Consider the following 17727-nt stretch of genomic DNA (forward strand, 5'->3'; position numbering starts at 1 on the left):
GGTCACGCCCCGGCCTCCATGAGCTCGGCGGCGCCGTCGGCGAGCAGCGCCTGGGCCACCCGCCGTCCCAGGGCCTCGGGCTCGCCGACCTCACCGGTCCGGGAAAGCCGCAGGCCGCGGGACCCGCTGACGGTAGCAACCACCCCGGTCAACGACAAAACGTTGTCATCCAAGGCGATCGCGTGGCCACCCACCGGAGCCGAGCACCCGGCCTCCAGCACCGCCAGCATGGTGCGCTCGGCGACCACCGCGGCCCGGGTGGCCGGATCGTCCAGCACCGCCAGCACGCCGACCAGGTCCGCGTCCGCGCACTCCACGGCCAGCGCGCCCTGTCCGGGCGAGGGCAGCATCACGTCCGGCCCGAAGACCTCGGTCGCCTCCTCGGCGCGGCCCAGCCGCTGCAGGCCGGCCAGCGCCACCACGACCGCGTCCAGGTCGCCGGTGCGCACGTGGTTGACCCGGGTGTCGACGTTGCCGCGGATCGGCACGACCTCCAGGTCCGGCCGGATCATCTTCAGCAGCGCCATCCGCCGCGCGGCGCCGGTCCCGACCTTCGCGCCGGCCGGCAGGTCGGCCAGCTTCAGGCCGTCCCGCGCCACCAGCGCGTCGTTCACCGCCGCGCGCTCGGTCACCGCCGCCAGGTGCAGCCCCTCGGGCGCCGCGGTCGGCAGGTCCTTCAGCGAGTGCACCGCGAAGTCGATGGTGCCGGCGTAGAGCGCCTCCCGCAGAGCGTTGACGAACACGCCGGTACCGCCGATGACGGACAGCGCCTCGCGCGAGGTGTCTCCGTACGTGGTCACGTGGACGAGCTCCACGGGACGCCCGGTGGCCGCGGTCAACGCCTCGGCGACCATCCCGGACTGGGCCAGGGCCAGGGCGCTGGCCCGGGTGCCCAGCCGCAACGCCCGATCGGGACCGGGGGAAGGCGACCCTTGGCCGCCCGGACTCCCGCTCATGCTGACACCTCATTCGTCGTGCCCGCGGCGTTCGCCGCGCTGACGGCCTCCACCGAGGCCGGATCGAGGCCGAAGAGCTCACGCAGCGCCTCGGCGTAGGAGGACCCGCCGGGCGCGCCGGCGAGTTGTTTCACGCGCACCGTCGGCACGTGAAGAAGCTTGTCGACCACGCGCCGCACGGTCTGCTCGACCTCGGCGCGGTCCTTGTCGCCCAGATGCGGGGTCTTGCCCCGCAGCCGGTCCAGCTCGGCGCGGACCACGTCCGCGGCCATCACGCGCAGTGCGGCGACGGTCGGTGCGACGGCCTCCGCGCGCTGTGCGGCAGCGTAGGCCTCGACCTCGCCGAGCACCAGATCGCGGACCGCGCCTATCTCCTGGGCGGCGCCGGCGGCCTGCGCGCTGCCGTCCTCGGCGACCCGTTCCAGGTCCACGACGTGCACGCCGGCCAGCTCCCGGACCGCCGGATCGACGTCGCGCGGCAGCGCCAGGTCGACCAGCGCCACCGGGTGGCTGTGCGCGGCCCGGTTCAGCATCTCGCCGGTGATGACGTAGCCCGGCGCGCCGGTGCAGGCGACCACCAGGTCGGCCTCCCCCAGCGCCGGCACGACCTCCGCCATCGGCACCACGTCGCCGCCGTACTGCGACGCCAGGTGCTCGGCCCGCTCCTGGGTCCGATTCGCCACGACCATATGACGAACGCCGGCCCGGTTCAGTGACGCGGCGGCCAGCGCGGCCATCGAGCCGGCCCCGATGATCAGGGCCCGCAGCTCGTTCGGGCCCTCGACCCGCAGCGCCTGGTAGGCCGCTTCCAGGGCGACCGAGACCACGGACTGCCCGGCCCGGTCCAGGCCGGTCTCGCTGTGCGCGCGCTTGCCGACCCGCAGCGCCTGCTGCATCGCGTCGTTCAGCGCGCGCCCGGCGGTGCCGTGGTCCTGGGCGGTGGCCAGGGCGGTGCGGATCTGGCCGAGGATCTGCGGCTCGCCGACCACCATCGAGTCCAGGCCGCAGGCGACGGTGAACAGGTGCTGCACCGCGCGGCCGTCGTAGTGCACGTACAGGTGCTGCGTCAGCTCGGCCGGCTCCACGCCGGTGTGCAGCGACAGCAGTTCGGTGATCTCGGTCACCGCGGCGTGGAACTTGTCGACGCCGGCGTAGACCTCGATGCGGTTGCAGGTGGCCAGGGCCGCGGCCTCGTGCACGTTCGGGGACGCGGCGAGGTCGGCCAGGAGTTTGCCGGTGCGCTCGGTGCTCAGGGCCGCGCGCTCCAGGAGCGCGTGGGGTGCGGACCGGTGGGACAGTCCTACCGCTAGAAGGCTCACGAGGGGATCCCGGTGTCGATCAAGGAGGAATCGAGGGCTGGACGGCCGGAGGAGGAGGCCTTGGAAGGTCCGCCGGCGGTCTTCCCGCCGCCGTCGGACTCCGCCGGCTCGTCTCCGGCCTGCGGCAGCGCGTGCCCGCCCTTGCGCTGCTCGTGGAAGGCGAGGATCTGCAGCTCGATGGACAGGTCCACCTTGCGCACGTCCACGCCCTCGGGCACGTTCAAGACCACCGGCGCGAAGTTCAGGATCGAGGTGATCCCGGCCGCGACCAGACGGTCGGCGACGGGCTGGGCGGCGGCTGCCGGAGTCGAGATCACGAAGATCGAGATTCCAAGGCCGCGGATCGCCGATTCCAGTTCGTCCGCATGCCGGACGCGGACCCCGGCCACCACCGAGCCGGTGAGGGCGGGATCGGCGTCGAACAGGGCCGCCACGCGGAAGCCGCGGGAGGCGAACCCCCCGTAGTTGGCCAGCGCGTGGCCCAGGTTGCCGATGCCGATGATGGCCACGGCCCAGTCCTGGGTCAGGCCCAGCTCGCGGGAGATCTGGTAGACGAGGAAGGAGACCTCGTAACCGACCCCGCGCGTCCCGTAGGAGCCCAGGTAGGAGAAGTCCTTGCGGAGCTTGGCGGAATTGACTCCGGCCGAGGCCGCCAGTTCCTCGCTGGAGACGGTGATGATGCCCCGCTCCTGCATGCTGATCAGAGCCCGCAGGTAGACCGGCAGCCGCGCGACGGTGGCCTCCGGGATGCCCTGCCGGTGGGAACGCAGCGAGGATCCGTTGCCGGAACGGGAGTCCGATCCGGTGCCGCCCGACGCGTTGCTGCTCGTGCTGGCCACGCTGCTCCTCATCGCGCTCGCGCTCGGCGTTGCCGTCGTGCTGTGGATCTGTGTCTCACAAGAAAATCTGTGTCTCACAAGAAAATCTGTCGACAATCTGTGCGTGTCACCCGTGGTCGAGCCACACGGCCGCACCGGTCTCGGGCCCGAACAGCGGTGCCCTGGCCACGACGGCCGTAGAGGCGTCGGCGCAGAGCTTGCGCGCTTGTTCCTCTTGCCATGCACGATAGGCGTTTGTGAACGCACGCACAAAGTCTCGTCGGTCACCCGGAGCCGAGATGTCCCAATTGTCAGCACAACTGAAGGCCGAATAGTTACCAAACCGGGCACGCCAGTGCCGTGGATCACTCTGCTCCAGAGCTTTTTCGGCCCCGGACCGCCGCCGGCCGGTCCCCGATCCGCCCCGGCCCGCCTCCGACCCGCCCCCGGCTCAGCCCTTCGCGGCCTGTCCGATCGCCTTGCGGAGCCGGTCGGCGTCCACCCGCCAGAAGTCGTGGCGCTCGCCGTTCACCAAAGTGACGGGGATCTGTTCCCAGTATTCGGCTTTCAACGCCGGGTCGAAGTCCTCGGCGGTGATGTCGAGTTCCTCGACGGCCGCACCGGTCTCGGAGGCGACCGCGAGCACGGTCGCGCGCGCGTCGTCGCACAGGTGGCACCCCGGCTTGCCGACGAGGGTCACGGTCACGGGGGCGCCGCCGGCGCGCTTGAAGAGTCTCATCACGGCAAAAGCCTACGGAGAACACGCACACGACATCTAACAGTCACGCAGGGGGCTTAGGCTTGGCAGCATGGGCACCGAGACTGCTGGGCGCACCGTGCACTCCGCTGGGCGCACTGTGCACTCCGCGGCGTTCTTCGACCTGGACAACACCCTGGTCCAGGGCGCGTCCCTGTTCCACCTCGCCCGCGGCCTGACCGCGCACGGCATGGTGACCAAGCGCGAGATCGCCGGGCACGCCCTGCGCCAGGTGCGCTTCCGGGTCTTCGGCGAGCAGTCCGGGCTCCTGGACGACGTCCAGGAACACGCGCTGGACTTCGTGAAGGGCCACGAGGTGGCCCGCATGGAGAAGATCTGCGAGGCGGTCTTCGACGACTACCTGGCCGACAAGATCTGGCCCGGCACCCGCGCCCTGAGCGAGGCGCACCTGCTCAACGGCAAAGAGGTGTGGCTGGTCACCGCCGCGCCGATCGAGCTGGCCCAGGTGATCGCCCGGCAGCTCGGGCTCACCGGCGCGCTGGCCACCCAGCCCGAGGCGGTCCAGGGCGTCTACACCGGCCGCATCTCCGGCCCGCTGCTGCACGGCCCGGACAAGGCCCGCCAGGTCGCGCGGCTGGCCCGGGAACGCGGCCTGGACCTGGCGCACAGCTACGCCTACAGCGACTCGGCGAACGACCTGCCGCTGCTGTCCCTGGTGGGGCACCCGGTGGCGGTGAACCCCGACCGCGCCCTGCGGCGACACGCGCGGCATCACGACTGGGCGATCGTCGACTACCGGACCACGCGGCGCGCGCGGCCCGGCCTGCCGGTCGCCGGTGCCGCCGCCGCGGTGGGGGCGGTGGCCGCCGGAGCCGCCGCGGCCGCGGTGCACTGGGCGGGCGACCGTGACTGACGGCGACTGTGGCTGATGGCGACCATGACTGACGGCGACTGAGAGCTACGGCTCGTCACCGTCCGTCGATACCGTGCACACGCCCTCCGACCTCCCGAAGGTCCCCTGCGCAACCCTTGCGCACGGCCCCTCGAAGTCCTCTAAAGTCCTCCGGACACACGTGGTCCAGTGAGCGGACCTAAACCGGACTTCCTGTACAAGAGGGCGTTTCCTGTGGGTGTAATAGCCGGAATCACCCGCACGGGTCCACCCTGATTCCGTACGATGGGGAACCCTACGATCGGTGATCGAGGCGGAACACTCTGCTACTAGAGGCTTCTCAATGAGCTACATGGCCAGCTGAACCAGGCCCGCTACATAACCGAGCCACGGGAGACACGTGTACCGGGACAACTTCGGACTCAACGGATACAGCGCGAAGGTGGGTGGCGACCCGTTCGCCCGCACCGGCTCGCTGTCCACGCAGGTGCTGTCCACGCACGTGCCGATGCCGACACCGACGCCGCTGCTGGACCGCCAGGAGCGCGGCCTGCTCATGCTGCGCGAGGCCATAAGGGTCGTAGCAGGCGAGGGCGGCGGGCGCGGCGCGCACGCCGCGGGGACCCGTTCGGGGAGCGGCGCCCGCCACGGCGGAGGCTCGGGGACCGCGGACCGGGCCGGCGGCCCGGTCGCCGGCGACGGCGAGTCCGAGGCGATGGTGCAGCTGGTCCGCCAGGCCCAGGAGGGCAGCGCCGACGCGTTCGGCGAGCTCTACCGCATCTACTGCGACACGGTCTTCCGGTACATCTACTACCGCGTGTCGACCCGCGCCCTGGCCGAGGACCTCACCAGCGAGACCTTCGTGCGCGCGCTGCGCCGCATCACCACCTTCAGCTGGCAGGGCCGGGACTTCGGGGCCTGGCTGGTGACCATCGCCCGCAACCTGGTCGCCGACCACTTCAAGTCCAGCCGGCACCGCATGGAGGTCTCCACCGGCGAGATGCTCGACTCCAACGAGGTCGAGGCGTCCCCGGAGGACTCGGTGCTGGAGCACCTGTCCAACGAGGCCCTGCTGGACGCCGTCCACCGGCTCAACGACCAGCAGCGCGAGTGCGTCACGCTCCGTTTCCTGCAAGGACTGTCCGTAGCGGAGACGGCCGACATCATGGGCAAGAACGAGGGCGCGATCAAGACGCTCCAGTACCGTGCGGTGCGCACACTTGCGCGACTCCTGCCGGCCGAAGCCCTCTAATACTCCTAAACCAGGACCACCCGTATGCGGGACACGCCGTAACCCCCAAACTGGGACCGTCGTTTTCCCGGTAGCGGTCCAACAACTCACTCTGAAGGGTGAATGGGGGGCCGAAAGACATGCCGGTGGGAGCCGGGGGCACAACCTTTGTCGTCTGTCGGTGTCTAACACTGCGGCGAGCATCGTCACCTACTGACGAAGGCGGCGGTGGGCGACGGGTGGGGCTTCCCTGCGAACGGGACAGGAAGGATGACACATGGCCGCAGCATTCGGCGAGCGCCAGCGGGCCGAGCAGTTCGCCAGGCTGCTCGACGGCCTCGACGGCTCGCGGGACGGCGGCTCGGGTGTCGCCACGCTCATCCCGCCCCAGAAGGCCGACCCCGAACTCCGGGCGATGCTGCGGGTGGTCGAGAGCGTCATCGACGAGGGCCGCGCGCACGCGCCCACGGTGCGCCCGGAGTTCCGCGAACAGCTCGGCGCCCGTCTGCACCGCGACTTCATGGTCCTGTTCAACGCCGACGTGGACGGCGGCGGCCCCGGAGACGGCGACGTCCTGGCGCGCGGGCGCTCCGCGTGGCGGCGCCGGCTGATCGGCGGCGGCGTCGCGGTCGGCGTGCTGTCCGGCGGCATCGGCGGCGTGGCGTGGGCGGCGTCCGGCGCGCTGCCCGGCGACCCGCTGTACGGCGTCAAGCGCAGCCTGGAGAACATGCGGGTCTCGGTCTCCGGCTCGGACCTGGAGCGCGGCGAGCAATACCTCGGGCAGGCCAAGACCCGCCTGGAGGAGATCCAGAAGCTGCTGGGCCGGCACGACTCGAACGTCGACGGCTCCGACTCCAGCAAGCTCATCGCCGAGACCGCCGACAACCTGTACCAGGACGTCGACAGCGCCGGGCAGCTGCTGGCCTCGCTGGCCGAGTCCGGCAACGCCGAGGCGCTGACCAACCTGCAGAACTTCCTGACGGCCTACGAGCCGCAGGTCCAGGACCTGCAGACGCTGCTGGCCCCGGACACCCAGGACGAGGCCCGCCGCCTGGTGGCGCTGATGGACTCCCTGGACGCCCGGCTGTCCGCCGCGCGGGCCGACCTGGCCAAGCAGCGCGCGGCCCAGCAGCACCCGAGCAGCTCGGACACCGACTCGCACCGCGGCGGCGCGCTGCCGGGGACCCCGACGCCCACCGGCAGCCCCTCCTCGCACGCCGCGCCCGGCCAGCACGCGCCGAGCCAGGGCGGCCCGACCGGCACCGAGTCCGCCGGTCCCAGCACCGCCCCGAGCGCCCCGTCCAGCGACCCCTCGAGCGTGCACGTCTCGGTGCCGATCGGCTCCAGCGACACCACACTCACCGTGCCGCCGCTGATCAGCGGACTGCCGCCGATCGGGATCACCCTGGGGAACACGGCCCCGGCCACCGGGCCGACCACCGGCGGGCCGCCGAACACGGACCCGAACCCGAACTGAGAGGGTGCGCGAGTTCGACGACACAGAAAGCGGCCGCGTGCGATGCGCACCCGGCCGCTTCGTGTCTCCCGCGCTCCCGGCGGTCAGCCCGTCGGCACCGGCCGCTCAGCGCGCTCAGTACGCCGCGCACGCCGCTCCTTGACCACGGCCAGCCCGGCGACCAGCACTAGCCCGCTTGCGAGGAACGCCAGCGGGAACCGGACGGCGCCGAAGTAGGACGGCCACGCCGCGATCCGGATGAAGACCGGCACGAGCGCGGCGACGGCGACCACCGCGAGCGCCACCGGCCACACCGCCGACCGGTAGGCCGCGACGCCTACGGCAGCCAGGCGTCGTGCACCATCGTCGGATTCGACGAGTCCCAGTAGGCGATGGGGTCCTCCCGGACCGGCGCCATGTACTGGGCCAACTGGGCCATACCGATGAACGCCAGCAGCATGGTCCCGGCGATTCCCACGGCACGCACCATCTCGCCGGCCCGTGTACTCGTCGGGGAACCGCTGTCGACGGCGGAACCCAGCCGCACCCGCATCCCGAGCCGCGCCAGGCTTAGCGTCTCCCGGAGCTCCGGCCACCGCCGCCCCTCTGAAGCACCGTCCATCAGGGTGCTGAGCAGTTCCTCCTCCCGCACCTGCCTATAGGGCTTCGGCAGTATGCCCAGAAGGCACCTATAGCGCCGCTCCAACTCCCCACCGCTCATGCCGTCCCTCCCAGGGACGTACGAGGCGCCCCCCGTTTCCGCAGCCGCTCGAGCGCCACCGCGGCCTGCCGGGCGAGCCGCTCCGCCTCGCCGGCGAGCACCTGCGCGCCGGCGTCGGTGAGGCGGTAGTACCGGCGGAGGCGGCCCGAGACCGTCTCCTCGCGGTCCAAGACCAGCAGGCCCTCGCCGGACAGCCGGTCCAGTGCGCCGTAGAGCGTGCCCACGCGCAACTCGGTCCGGCCGTCCGACAAGCGGGCGACCTCCTGGATGATCCCGTAACCGTGCAGCGGTCCGTCGACGAGCGCGGTCAGGATCTGGAACGTCTGCTCCGTCCGGCTACTCGATGAACTCATGGTCGATATATATCGGCTGCCGAGCTATCGGGGCAAGCCCCGCGGCCAGCCCGGCCGCCCCGCCGACCAGGACCACGGTGCGCACCCCGAGGCCGGCCAGTTCGTCCAGCAGCGAGGCCTCGTCGGCGAGCAGGACCGCCACCGGGCCGTCCTGGCCGCGTCCGCTCCCGCCGGCCGGCGCCAGCACCGGCCCTATCACCGGCCCCAGCACCGGCGCCGTCGCCGGTTCCAGTCCCGACTCCCCTCCAGACACCGACCGCGCCGCCTGCCGCGGTATCGGCAGCAGCACCCCGGCGCCGAACAGTTGGATCCAGCCGGGCACGTCGGCGGACTTCACCTGCACCCGGACCCGCTCGAAGGCCGCGGCGTCCAGGCCGCCGTAGCCATGGCGCAGCACCCCGTCGTGCACGCCCTCGGACACGATCAGCCCCACCGACGCCGCGCTGTGCTCCATCGCCTCGCGCAGCGGCCGGGCGTCGACCAGGCGGAAGGCCAGGTTGACGTCGTACCCGGCGTAGCCGTGCGCGTCGTGGTGCACCTCTCCGGCGTGCACCACCACGCGCAGCCGGAAACGCTGCCGCACGCTGCGCTTGGCGTTGCCGCGCTCGAGCAGTTCGGCCAGCCGCGCCGGCATCGGGCCGAGCAGCAGGACCTTGGAGACCTCCGCCGAGACGAAGATGAGCACACCGTCGCCCCGGTCCTCCCGCACGGTCTGCCGCCACGGGATTCCGGAATCCTCGAATGCGTCGCGCAGCGTCTCGTAAAGCGCGGCGCGAATTGCCAGTTGATCGACGTTGTCCCTGTCCGGCCGCGTGAACGAGACCACGTCCACGACGACGATCGACCGGTGGGTGGGCAGATTGGTGACGGCTTGGGGAAGTGGCTGGTGGCTGATCGGCTGCGCATACCGCCCGTGGAAGCTGCGCGGCGTCCTACCAGCACGACTACGCGGCTCCAGCGACGGATTCATGAGAACAGGTCCTTGATGACGACCCTCCGTGCCCCCCGACATGTATCGCAAGATACTCCGATGCGCAAGATCTCCGCACCAGCTATTTTACTAGTGCGGAAACGGATCCGTTAAGCATTAAAGCTATCGCCCGGCACTGACAAAAACCGGCCTCGCAGGACCCGCACATGCGGTTTCACAAAGTCACAAGTACGCAGTGCGAAGTACGCCTCCGGCACGCCGAGGGCCGGCCGGCCCGAAAACCCCCGCAGAGCGTTGCCGGATAGTTATCAGTCGGCTACGCGACCGTTTTGCGCGACCTCGCGCAGGGCCTTTTCATCGAGCACGATGATGCGCTGCCGCGCGCTGCGGATGACCCCGGCTTCGCGGAGCGTGCGCAGGGAGCGGGCCAGGGCGGGCACGCTGACCCCGGCCCAGCACGCGACCTCTTCCTGGGTGAACACGGGACGGTCCTGCCCGGAGTCGGCGTAGGAGTGGATCTCCAGAAGCTTGTCGGCGACCGCGCCGAGCGCGACGGAGCCGTGCAGCTGGGTACGGTGCCGGTCGGCGTCGTGGAGGCGTTCGGCCAGGACGCGGAACAGCGCCCGGGCTATGGAGGGGGTGCGCTCCGCGAGGTCGATGAAGGCCTCGCCGCTCATCCCGCGCGCCTCGACGGTGCTGCGGGCCCTGACGGTGGCGCTGCGCGGCCGCTCGGACAGGCTGGCCAGCTCCCCGACCACGTCCCCGGGGCCGCGGACCGCGAGGATCCGGGTGGCCCCGACGGTGCTGTGCTGGATCACCGAAACCCACCCGGACTGGATGAAGAACACCCGATGGGTGTCCTCCCCCTCACCGGTCAGCGAATCCCCGGCCCGGAACACCTGGTAGACGGTCCGCGAGCGGATCTCCTCGGCTGCCATAGCGTCGAGGAGATCCCAGAACCGCAAGCCGTCTTCGTCACTCGCCATTCCCCGCAAACTAGCCGAGCCCGGCCCGTAGGCAAAGCTCGGCCTGAGGAATGGCGCCTCGCGTGCAGACGAATGTGCCCCCGTGACCCCCGTGTACCCCCCGGCATCCCCCACGGATCCCGGGTCCCCCGAAGTCCCCGGAAGAGTCCCCCGTGACCCCCCGCCGCGCCCGCAGCTCCCCCCGGAGCTCCCCCCTCCGCAGGCGCGACGCGGACTATCCTCGGGTTATCCCTCGGTTTGAACCACGTCATCTGATAGGCACGGGAAAACGACGGCGTGTGTCCGCGATCACAGCAGGGCTTTGGAGAGGGACACAGAGTTTTGGATAGGGACGCAGAGCTTTGAGAAGAACACCGAGCTCTTAGAAGAACACCGACCGGCGCTGCAACAGCAGCCGGTACAACGTGTCCTGGATCGTCTCGCGCACCTGGTCGGTCAGGTCGAAGACGAGCATCGGGTCGTCGGCGGCGCCGGCGTCGTACCCGGAGGTGGCGATCGGCTCCCCGAAGGCGATGTGCCACTTGGTCGGCAGCGGCACCAGCCCGAGCGGGCCGAGCAGGGGGAAGGTCGGGGTGATCGGGAAGTACGGCAGCCCGATCAGCCGCGCCAGCGGCTTGAGGTCCGCGATCTTCGGATAGATCTCCTCGGCGCCGACGATGGACACCGGGATGATCGGGACCCCGGTGCGCAGCGCCGCGGAGACGAAGCCGCCGCGGCCGAAGCGCTGGAGCCGGTAGCGCTGGGAGAACGGCTTGCCGACGCCCTTGAAGCCCTCCGGGAACACCGCCACGACCTCGCCGCCGCGCAGCAGGCGCTCGGCGTCGGGGTTGCAGGCCAGGGTGTGGCCCATCTTGCGCGCCAGCTCGCCCACGAACGGCAGCGTGAAGACCAGGTCGGCGGCCAGCATGCGCAGGTGGCGGCGGGCCGGGTGGTGGTCCAGGAGCGCCAGCTGGGTCATCAGCGCGTCCACCGGGACCGTGCCGGAGTGGTTGGCCACTATCAACGCGCCGCCCTCGGACGGGACGTTCTCGATACCGGAGACCTCGACGCGGAAGTACTTCTCGTAGAGCGGGCGCAGGGCACCCATGAGCACGTTGTCGTTGAGGTCCGCGTCGAAGCCGAACTCGTCGACCTCGTACTCGCCGGTGACCCGGCGGCGCAGGAACGCCAGGGCGCCGGCCGCCTTCTCCTCCCAGCCGCCCGAGGTGCGCTCCGAGGTGCGCTCCGAGGTGCGCTCCGGGGCGTGCTCGGGGTCATGGTCGGGAGCCGCATGCTCAGGAGCTGCGTGGTCGGGGGCGGCGTGCCCGGGAGCGGCGTACTCCGTAACGTGCTCGGCGGCGGTGTGCTCCGCGACGTGCTCGGGGTCGGCGTGCTCCGTGGCGTGCTCGGGGCCGTCCACCGCCTCGGACCGGTCCGCCACCTCAGTACCCCTTCGTCCAGCCGGGCACGACCGGCTTCAGCCCGGCGCCCTCGGCGTGCGCCCGCAGCGCGTCCGCGGTGGTGTGCCCCGGCTCCCAGCCCAGGCGTTCCTTCACCCGCGCGGTGTCCAGGACCCGGCCGTAGCGGACCATCGCCACCTGGTCGGGGGTGAAGTCGACGATGCCGGTCCGGCGGATCACGCCGCCGAAGAAGCCGGCGCCGAAGGACAGCACCGGGATGGTCGGACGGCCCAGGCGGCGGGTGATCTGGGACAGCGGCATGGCGCCGTCGCCGGCCACGTTGTAGGTGCCCGGGTGCCCGCCCAGCGTGGCCAGCACCAGGGCCCGGACCGCGTCGTCGATGTGCACGAACTGCAGGCGCGGGTCGAAGCCCAGCACCGTGGGCACCACCGGCAAAGTGAGGTAGTCCAGCAGCGGGGAGGCCACACCGGGACCGGCGAACGGCGCGAAGCGCAACACGGACACCGCCACGTCGGGGCGGCGCCGTGCGAAACCGCGGACGTACCCCTCGGCCTCTGCCACGTCCTTGCCGTAGCCGGACGTCGGCGGCAGGTGCGGGGGTGTGTCCTCGGCGAACAGGGCCGGGTCGCGGGGTGCGCAACCGTAGACCGCGCCGCTGGACTTGACGACCAGCCGCTTCAGACCCGGCGCCCGGGAGGCGGCGGCCAGCAGTTGCATGGTCCCGATGACGTTGCGTTCCTTCATCGCCGCCCGGCCGCCGGCACGCGAGGGCCGGGGCTCCAGGCCCAGGTGGACCACCGTGTCGGGGTCCGTGCCCGCGATGAGGCGGGCGATCGCGGGGGAGCCGGAGGCGTCGGCCCCGTCGGCGCCCGCGACGAAGCGGACACGGCCTTGCTCGCGCAGGGCCTCCACGACGGACCGTCCCAGACGGCTGTCCGCACCGATCACGAGCACGCGGCGGCCGCCGGACGGCTTCCCGTCCGCCTGAGTCCGACCCGCACCTGCCATCGTCGCGGCCAAACCCCCCGACGCGCCGGCGCTACTTCTTCTTGTTGCGACGCTGGATGCGCGTCTTCTTGAGCAGCTTGCGGTGCTTCTTCTTGGCCATACGCTTACGGCGCTTCTTGATGACTGAGCCCACTCGGGTGCCCTCGCTCACTTGTGACAGGGATTCGCGACTGGCCCAGAGTACCTGGTCGTCCGGTCCCGCGACCAAACGCCCGTCGGCACGGGGTCGGCACGGGGTCCCGCGGACCCCGGGCGCAAGCCCGGCAGAAGGTTTCGGGGCTCTAAAGAGAGTCCGCCACGTAGGCGTCGCGCAGGTATTCCTGCACGGCTTGTTCAGGGACCCGGAAGGAGCGGCCCACGCGGACCGCGGGTAGTTCCCCGCTGTGCACCAGGCGGTACACCGTCATCTTGGACACCCGCATGACCTGGGCGACTTCGGCGACCGTGAGGAACTTGACCTCGGAGAGCCGCGCGGCGTCGCCGCCCGTGCGAGCGCTCCCGTGCATGTCGGATATCTCAGAAGCCATGTTATGAGGATAGGGGTGGATGATACATATGGGGAAGAGGATGCGGCATTCGTGTGATTTGCGGACTGTTACCCCTGGGGTGACGTGGTGACCTGCTGCGACCAGTCACTCACGCTCCGGAGCGACTCCCGGCGCCCCGAAGCGCTCCGGCTCGCCCCGGCGCGTCCCGATTCAGCCGTCCTCAAGCGCCTCAGAAAGCGCCTCAGCAAGCGCCCCAGACGCCCTCCGGCACCTTCAGCCGTCCGAAGGGCGCGTCAGGCGCCCCGAGACAGCCTCACAGCCCGGCCCGGGCGAGTACGTACCGTGACATAGGCGTGTAGTGCCGGGGCGCGATGCCGTCGTCGAGCGGCACGGCCACCTGCACCACGCCCTCGGCCTCCCCGACGAACAGCGCCGGGTCGTTGGAGTCGGCGAACCCGATCGCGTCGATCCCGGCCTGGCCCGCCCCGCCGCACCAGCCGTGGTCGGCGACCACCAGGTCCGGCAGCGGCTCGCCGTCCCCGGCCAGCGAGGCCAGCGCGGCCCGGATGGGACGCGCGGAGTGCGTGTGCACCAGCGATCCGCCCTCGGCCGTCACCCCGACCCCGCCGAAGTAGGCGATCGACCGGCGCTTGCGCCCGACCTGCGCCGAGGCCTGATACGACCAGCCGGCGCCGGCCTCTATCACCTCGCACCCGGCCTCGCGCAGCCCGGCGGCGAAGGCCAGGTGCACGGCCAGCAGGGTGCTGGGATGCCCGGTGGCAAGCAGGACCCGCTGGCGCCGCCGGCCCGCCAGACCCAGCCGGTCGGCGAACCGGTCCAGGCCGTCCAGCGTGAGGTCGACGTCGATGTGGTCCTGGCCCGAGCGGTACTTCGGGTCCGCCGACACCCCGGCGCGGTCGGCCATCAGCTTGACGACGTCGCCCTGCGTCCACACCCGCTCCGGCTCCAGTCCGAACAGGTGATACGGGTCCCTCTCGGCGAACATCGCGTACTTACGGAGGTTGTCCTCCCGCGGAGTCGCCACAGCGCCGGCGATGCGGTGCGTCAGCAGGTGGTCCCGGAGTTCGTCGCGAGTGGGAGCGGCGGTCATAGGGAGAAAATAACCCGGGGACGCATACCGCCGCCGCTCGTTGTGCCTACATCACATGTACAGCGTCTACTCGGTCCGCAACGCCACAACCGGATCGAGCCTCCCGGCCCGCCGCGCGGGCATCACCCCGAAGAACACCCCCACCGCGGCGGACACCCCGAACGCCAGCACGATCGACCACCACGCCAGCACCGCGGGCAGCGGCGTGAAGGCGGACAATATGTAGGACGCGCCTATACCGAGCCCGATCCCGATGACGCCGCCGATGCTCGTCAGCATCACGGCCTCCAAGAGGAACTGCGAGAGGATGTCGCGCTGCCGCGCGCCGAGCGCCTTGCGCAGCCCGATCTCCTTGGTCCGCTCCCGGACCGAGACCAGCATGATGTTGGACACCCCGACCCCGCCGACCAGCAGCGAGATGCCGGCGATCGCGGCGAGCACCAGGGTGAGCAGCGACAGGATCTTGCCGATGGTGCCCAGGATCTCGGTCTGGGACACCGCGGTGAACTCGTCGCCCCGGTACTTCTGTTTCAGGGCGTCGACCATTTTGGCGCCGGTGGCGTCGACGTCGCCGGGGCTGTCGGCCTTGGTGGCGAAGCCGGAGATGGTCTGCATGCCGAACAGCCGCTGCGCGGCGGTGACCGGGATGTGCACCTCGCTGTCCGGGCTCAGGCCGAAGGCACCGCCCTTGGGCTGGAAGAGCCCGATCACCCGGAACTCGACGCCGCCCATGTCCACCTGGCGGCCGATGGGATCGGCGTTCGGGAACAGCGCCGCGGCGGCGTCGGGGCCCAGGACGATCACCCGGCGCGCTGTGGCGATGTCCGCCTTGGAGACGTACCGGCCCTCGGCGACCGGCCGGTCGAAGACATCGACGACGTTCGCCGTGGTCCCCTGCACCGTCGCGTAGAACGTGTTGGTCCCGGCACGCAGGTTCTCGGCCGAGGCCAGGGAGACGGCGACGGCGTCGGGCCGGCCGAGCACCCGGTCCAGGTAGTCGGCGTCGGAGAGCTGGAGCCGGGAGATGGCCGGGGAGGTGCCTAGCTGGAACTTGCCGGGCGCGACGAACACGATGTTCGAGCCCAGGCCCTCCACCTCGGAGGTGACCAGCTGCTTCGCGCCGCCGCCGATCGCGACCAGGACCACCACCGCGGCGACCCCGATCACCACGCCGAGCATGGTCAGCAGGGAGCGCAGGCGGTTGGCGCGCAGGGCGTCGAAGGCGACGCGGAAGGATTCTGTGACTCTCATGAGGACTCCGGTGCTTCCGCTGTGCCCTCTGTGCCCTCTGTGCCCGCTGTGCCCGCTGTGCCCTCTGTGCCCTCTGTGCCCGCTGTGCCCGCTGTGCCCGCTGTGCCTTCTATAAGGCCATCCCTCACTCGGACGATCCTCCGGGCGCGCGCCGCGATGTCAGCCTCGTGGGTCACCAGGACGACCGCGACTCCGCGTTCCTTGTTGAGCCGTTCCAGGATCCCCATCACCTCATCGCCGTTGACGGTGTCGAGGTTCCCTGTGGGTTCGTCCGCTAGAAGTAGTGCGGGTTCCCCTACTAGCGCTCGCGCTATAGCGACGCGCTGCTGTTCTCCGCCGGACATCTGCGTGGGCCGGTGCCCTGTGCGGTGCCCCAGGTTCACAGCCTCCAGTGCCTCGGCTGCGCGCCTTCTGCGCTCCGCCCTGCGTACTCCTCTATAGACGAGCGGTAGAGCGACGTTGTCCAGAGCGGTAGTGCGTGCCAGAAGCTGGAACGACTGGAAGACGAACCCGATCGTCTGGTTCCTGAGTTCGGCCAGTTCGCTGTCGTCCAGCGTGCCGACATCGCGCCCCCGGACCAGCAGCGTGCCGGAGGTCGGCCGGTCCAGGCAGCCGAGCAGGTGCATCAGCGTGGACTTCCCGGAGCCCGACGGTCCGATGATCGCTGCGTAGTCGCCCTCTTCGATGGTCAGGGAGACGCCGCGCAGAGCGTCCACGGAGACGCCGTCCATGTTGTACGACCGAGTGACGTCGACCGCCTCGATTTCGGCCATGCCCTAGAGCTTCTGCCCGTCGTGGACCTTGTCGGCCCCCGAAGTGACGATCACGTCCCCCGCGCTCAGCCCGGAGGAGACCTCCACCGTGGTGTCGCCCTGCGCGCCGAGCCGGACCACGTGCTTGTGCGCCTTGCCCGAGGTCACCAGCCACACGGTGTCCTGGTTGCCGTCGTGCACGATGGCCGCCGCCGGCACCGCGAGCACGTGTGGCTTGTTCGCGACCTGGAGGTCGGCCACGGCGCTCATCCCGGGGCGCGGGACCGGGGCCGCAGAGCCGTCGCCGAGCGTTCCAGCCCCCAGCGAGAGCCGCACCCGGTATGTCACGCCGCCCCGGCTGGAGGACTGGCCCTGGCTGTCGATGGAGATGACGGTCCCCGGGTAGTCGCCGTCGGGGACGGCGTCCAGCTGCACGTCGGCGGTGACGCCCGGGGTGACCTGGAGGATGGAGGTCTCGTCGACCTGCGCGGTCACGGTCAGGGTCGAGGAGTCGGTGATGACCAGCAGCGGGGCCCCGGAGTCCACGGGGGACCCCTGGGAGATCACGGTGTCGTCCCCCGGGTCGGAGCTCCCGCCGCCGGACGCGGCGGATCCGAGGGATCCCCCGGCGGCGCCGGCCAGCGAGCCGAGGTTCCCGCCGAGCTGGGACAGCAGGGAGGAGACGTCCACTCCGGAGGCACTGGCCCCGCCGACCCCGCTGCGCAGGGATATGTCCCCGGATATGGAGGCCTTGATAGTGAGGGAGTCCACTGTCTTCTGCGCTATAGCGACCGCGGCCTGTGTCTGAGTCCGTTGTGCATCGCTAAGGGAACCCACTACGTCGGACGCGGAGGCGATCCCGTTATTGAAGTTCGCGATAGTGGTCCGGACATCGGAGGACGCTGTGGCGTACTGATTCCGCGCGCTGGTGATCTGGCTCAGGATCGAGGCCTTGATCGCCGGATCCGCGATCTGGTTGGCGGTGGCCTGCGCGGCGTCGAAGGCCTTCTCGGCGTTCGCGTCGGCGTCCGCCTCCGACTGGGAGAAGTCCAGGACGCTGCCGCCGCCGGAGGACTTCTTGCCCTGCGCCGCGGCCTGGGCGTCCGCCGCCTTCGCCGCGTTCAGCTGGGCCTGCGCGTCCGGCGAGTCGATCTTCAGCAGGGTCTGGCCGGCGGTGACGTGCTGGCCGTCGGCGACCATCAGCTGCGCGATGGAGCCGCCGGCTGTCGCGTCCACCGTGATCTGCGCTTTCGGCGTGACGCTTGCGGGAGCCTCCACTACCTGGGTGACCGGACCGTACGCCACCGGCGCTTTGGTGATCCCGGAAGGAGCGCCG

20 protein-coding genes are annotated in these 17727 nt (G+C 70.9%); 3 read left to right on the plus strand and 17 right to left on the minus strand.

Features of this window, described 5'->3' with window-relative positions:
* Positions 1 to 2: 2 nt before the first annotated feature.
* From hemC to ABIA35_RS19810, 4 genes are all read right to left on the minus strand, one after another.
* Positions 3 to 956, minus strand: coding sequence for a hydroxymethylbilane synthase (gene hemC / locus ABIA35_RS19795; RefSeq protein ID WP_370335722.1), 954 nt, complete (start codon positions 954 to 956; stop codon positions 3 to 5).
* Complete coding sequence (locus ABIA35_RS19800; protein WP_370335724.1) at positions 953 to 2275, minus strand: glutamyl-tRNA reductase; 1323 nt, start codon at positions 2273 to 2275, stop codon at positions 953 to 955. Before ABIA35_RS19800 ends, hemC begins: the two co-directional genes overlap by 4 nt.
* A complete protein-coding gene (locus ABIA35_RS19805) occupies positions 2272 to 3045 on the minus strand; it encodes a redox-sensing transcriptional repressor Rex (protein WP_370336470.1) in 774 nt (257 codons plus the stop codon). Before ABIA35_RS19805 ends, ABIA35_RS19800 begins: the two co-directional genes overlap by 4 nt.
* A 499-nt stretch (positions 3046 to 3544) precedes the next feature.
* On the minus strand, positions 3545 to 3832 hold the full coding sequence (locus ABIA35_RS19810) for a glutaredoxin family protein (RefSeq protein ID WP_370336472.1): 288 nt from the start codon (positions 3830 to 3832) through the stop codon (positions 3545 to 3547).
* Positions 3833 to 3902: 70 nt separating this feature from the next.
* Between ABIA35_RS19810 and ABIA35_RS19815 the strand changes: the two genes are divergently transcribed.
* The 3 genes from ABIA35_RS19815 (at position 3903) to ABIA35_RS19825 (ending at position 7411) form a co-directional block, all read left to right on the plus strand.
* Complete coding sequence (locus tag ABIA35_RS19815; protein ID WP_370335726.1) at positions 3903 to 4724, plus strand: HAD family hydrolase; 822 nt, start codon at positions 3903 to 3905, stop codon at positions 4722 to 4724.
* A gap of 379 nt (positions 4725 to 5103) precedes the next feature.
* Positions 5104 to 5955 carry an ECF subfamily RNA polymerase sigma factor, BldN family gene (locus ABIA35_RS19820; protein ID WP_370335728.1) on the plus strand — a complete coding sequence of 284 codons (852 nt, stop codon included), beginning with the start codon at positions 5104 to 5106 and terminating at the stop codon, positions 5953 to 5955.
* A gap of 256 nt (positions 5956 to 6211) precedes the next feature.
* Positions 6212 to 7411, plus strand: coding sequence for a DUF5667 domain-containing protein (locus tag ABIA35_RS19825; protein WP_370358845.1), 1200 nt, complete (start codon positions 6212 to 6214; stop codon positions 7409 to 7411).
* A gap of 83 nt (positions 7412 to 7494) precedes the next feature.
* On the opposite strand, the gene ABIA35_RS19830 is transcribed toward ABIA35_RS19825, so the two are convergent.
* From ABIA35_RS19830 to ABIA35_RS19890, 13 genes are all read right to left on the minus strand, one after another.
* Positions 7495 to 7695 (minus strand): hypothetical protein, encoded by a 201-nt coding sequence (locus ABIA35_RS19830; RefSeq protein WP_370358846.1) that lies wholly within the window; start codon positions 7693 to 7695, stop codon positions 7495 to 7497.
* A gap of 32 nt (positions 7696 to 7727) precedes the next feature.
* Positions 7728 to 8111, minus strand: a complete 384-nt coding sequence (locus tag ABIA35_RS19835) for a hypothetical protein (protein WP_370358847.1) — start codon at positions 8109 to 8111, stop codon at positions 7728 to 7730.
* Positions 8108 to 8464, minus strand: a complete 357-nt coding sequence (locus ABIA35_RS19840) for a PadR family transcriptional regulator (protein WP_370358848.1) — start codon at positions 8462 to 8464, stop codon at positions 8108 to 8110. The genes ABIA35_RS19835 and ABIA35_RS19840 overlap by 4 nt, the downstream gene beginning before the upstream one ends.
* Positions 8448 to 9434 (minus strand): hypothetical protein, encoded by a 987-nt coding sequence (locus ABIA35_RS19845; protein ID WP_370358849.1) that lies wholly within the window; start codon positions 9432 to 9434, stop codon positions 8448 to 8450. The genes ABIA35_RS19840 and ABIA35_RS19845 overlap by 17 nt, the downstream gene beginning before the upstream one ends.
* Positions 9435 to 9703: 269 nt before the next feature.
* A complete protein-coding gene (locus tag ABIA35_RS19850) occupies positions 9704 to 10381 on the minus strand; it encodes a Crp/Fnr family transcriptional regulator (protein ID WP_370335740.1) in 678 nt (225 codons plus the stop codon).
* A 361-nt stretch (positions 10382 to 10742) separates the two neighbouring features.
* Positions 10743 to 11801, minus strand: coding sequence for a lysophospholipid acyltransferase family protein (locus tag ABIA35_RS19855; RefSeq protein WP_370358850.1), 1059 nt, complete (start codon positions 11799 to 11801; stop codon positions 10743 to 10745).
* A 1-nt stretch (position 11802) separates the two neighbouring features.
* The gene (locus tag ABIA35_RS19860) at positions 11803 to 12789 is read right to left on the minus strand and encodes an NAD-dependent epimerase/dehydratase family protein (RefSeq protein WP_370335744.1); all 987 of its coding nucleotides are present in this window, start codon (positions 12787 to 12789) and stop codon (positions 11803 to 11805) included.
* A gap of 31 nt (positions 12790 to 12820) precedes the next feature.
* Entirely contained in the window at positions 12821 to 12922 is a 102-nt protein-coding gene (locus ABIA35_RS19865) for a 30S ribosomal protein bS22 (protein ID WP_015796886.1), read from the minus strand.
* Positions 12923 to 13070: 148 nt separating this feature from the next.
* Positions 13071 to 13295 carry a helix-turn-helix domain-containing protein gene (locus ABIA35_RS19870; protein ID WP_370336474.1) on the minus strand — a complete coding sequence of 75 codons (225 nt, stop codon included), beginning with the start codon at positions 13293 to 13295 and terminating at the stop codon, positions 13071 to 13073.
* 295 nt (positions 13296 to 13590) lie between these two features.
* On the minus strand, positions 13591 to 14388 hold the full coding sequence (locus ABIA35_RS19875; RefSeq protein ID WP_370358851.1) for a phosphatase: 798 nt from the start codon (positions 14386 to 14388) through the stop codon (positions 13591 to 13593).
* Positions 14389 to 14454: 66 nt separating this feature from the next.
* Entirely contained in the window at positions 14455 to 15639 is a 1185-nt protein-coding gene (locus ABIA35_RS19880; RefSeq protein WP_370335747.1) for an ABC transporter permease, read from the minus strand.
* A complete protein-coding gene (locus ABIA35_RS19885; RefSeq protein ID WP_370358852.1) occupies positions 15636 to 16412 on the minus strand; it encodes an ABC transporter ATP-binding protein in 777 nt (258 codons plus the stop codon). Before ABIA35_RS19885 ends, ABIA35_RS19880 begins: the two co-directional genes overlap by 4 nt.
* 3 nt (positions 16413 to 16415) lie before the next feature.
* A complete protein-coding gene (locus ABIA35_RS19890) occupies positions 16416 to 17696 on the minus strand; it encodes an efflux RND transporter periplasmic adaptor subunit (RefSeq protein ID WP_370358853.1) in 1281 nt (426 codons plus the stop codon).
* Positions 17697 to 17727: the final 31 nt, after the last annotated feature.

Origin of the sequence: Catenulispora sp. MAP12-49 (assembly GCF_041262705.1) — a bacterium.
Classification (GTDB): Bacteria; Actinomycetota; Actinomycetes; order Streptomycetales; family Catenulisporaceae; genus Catenulispora.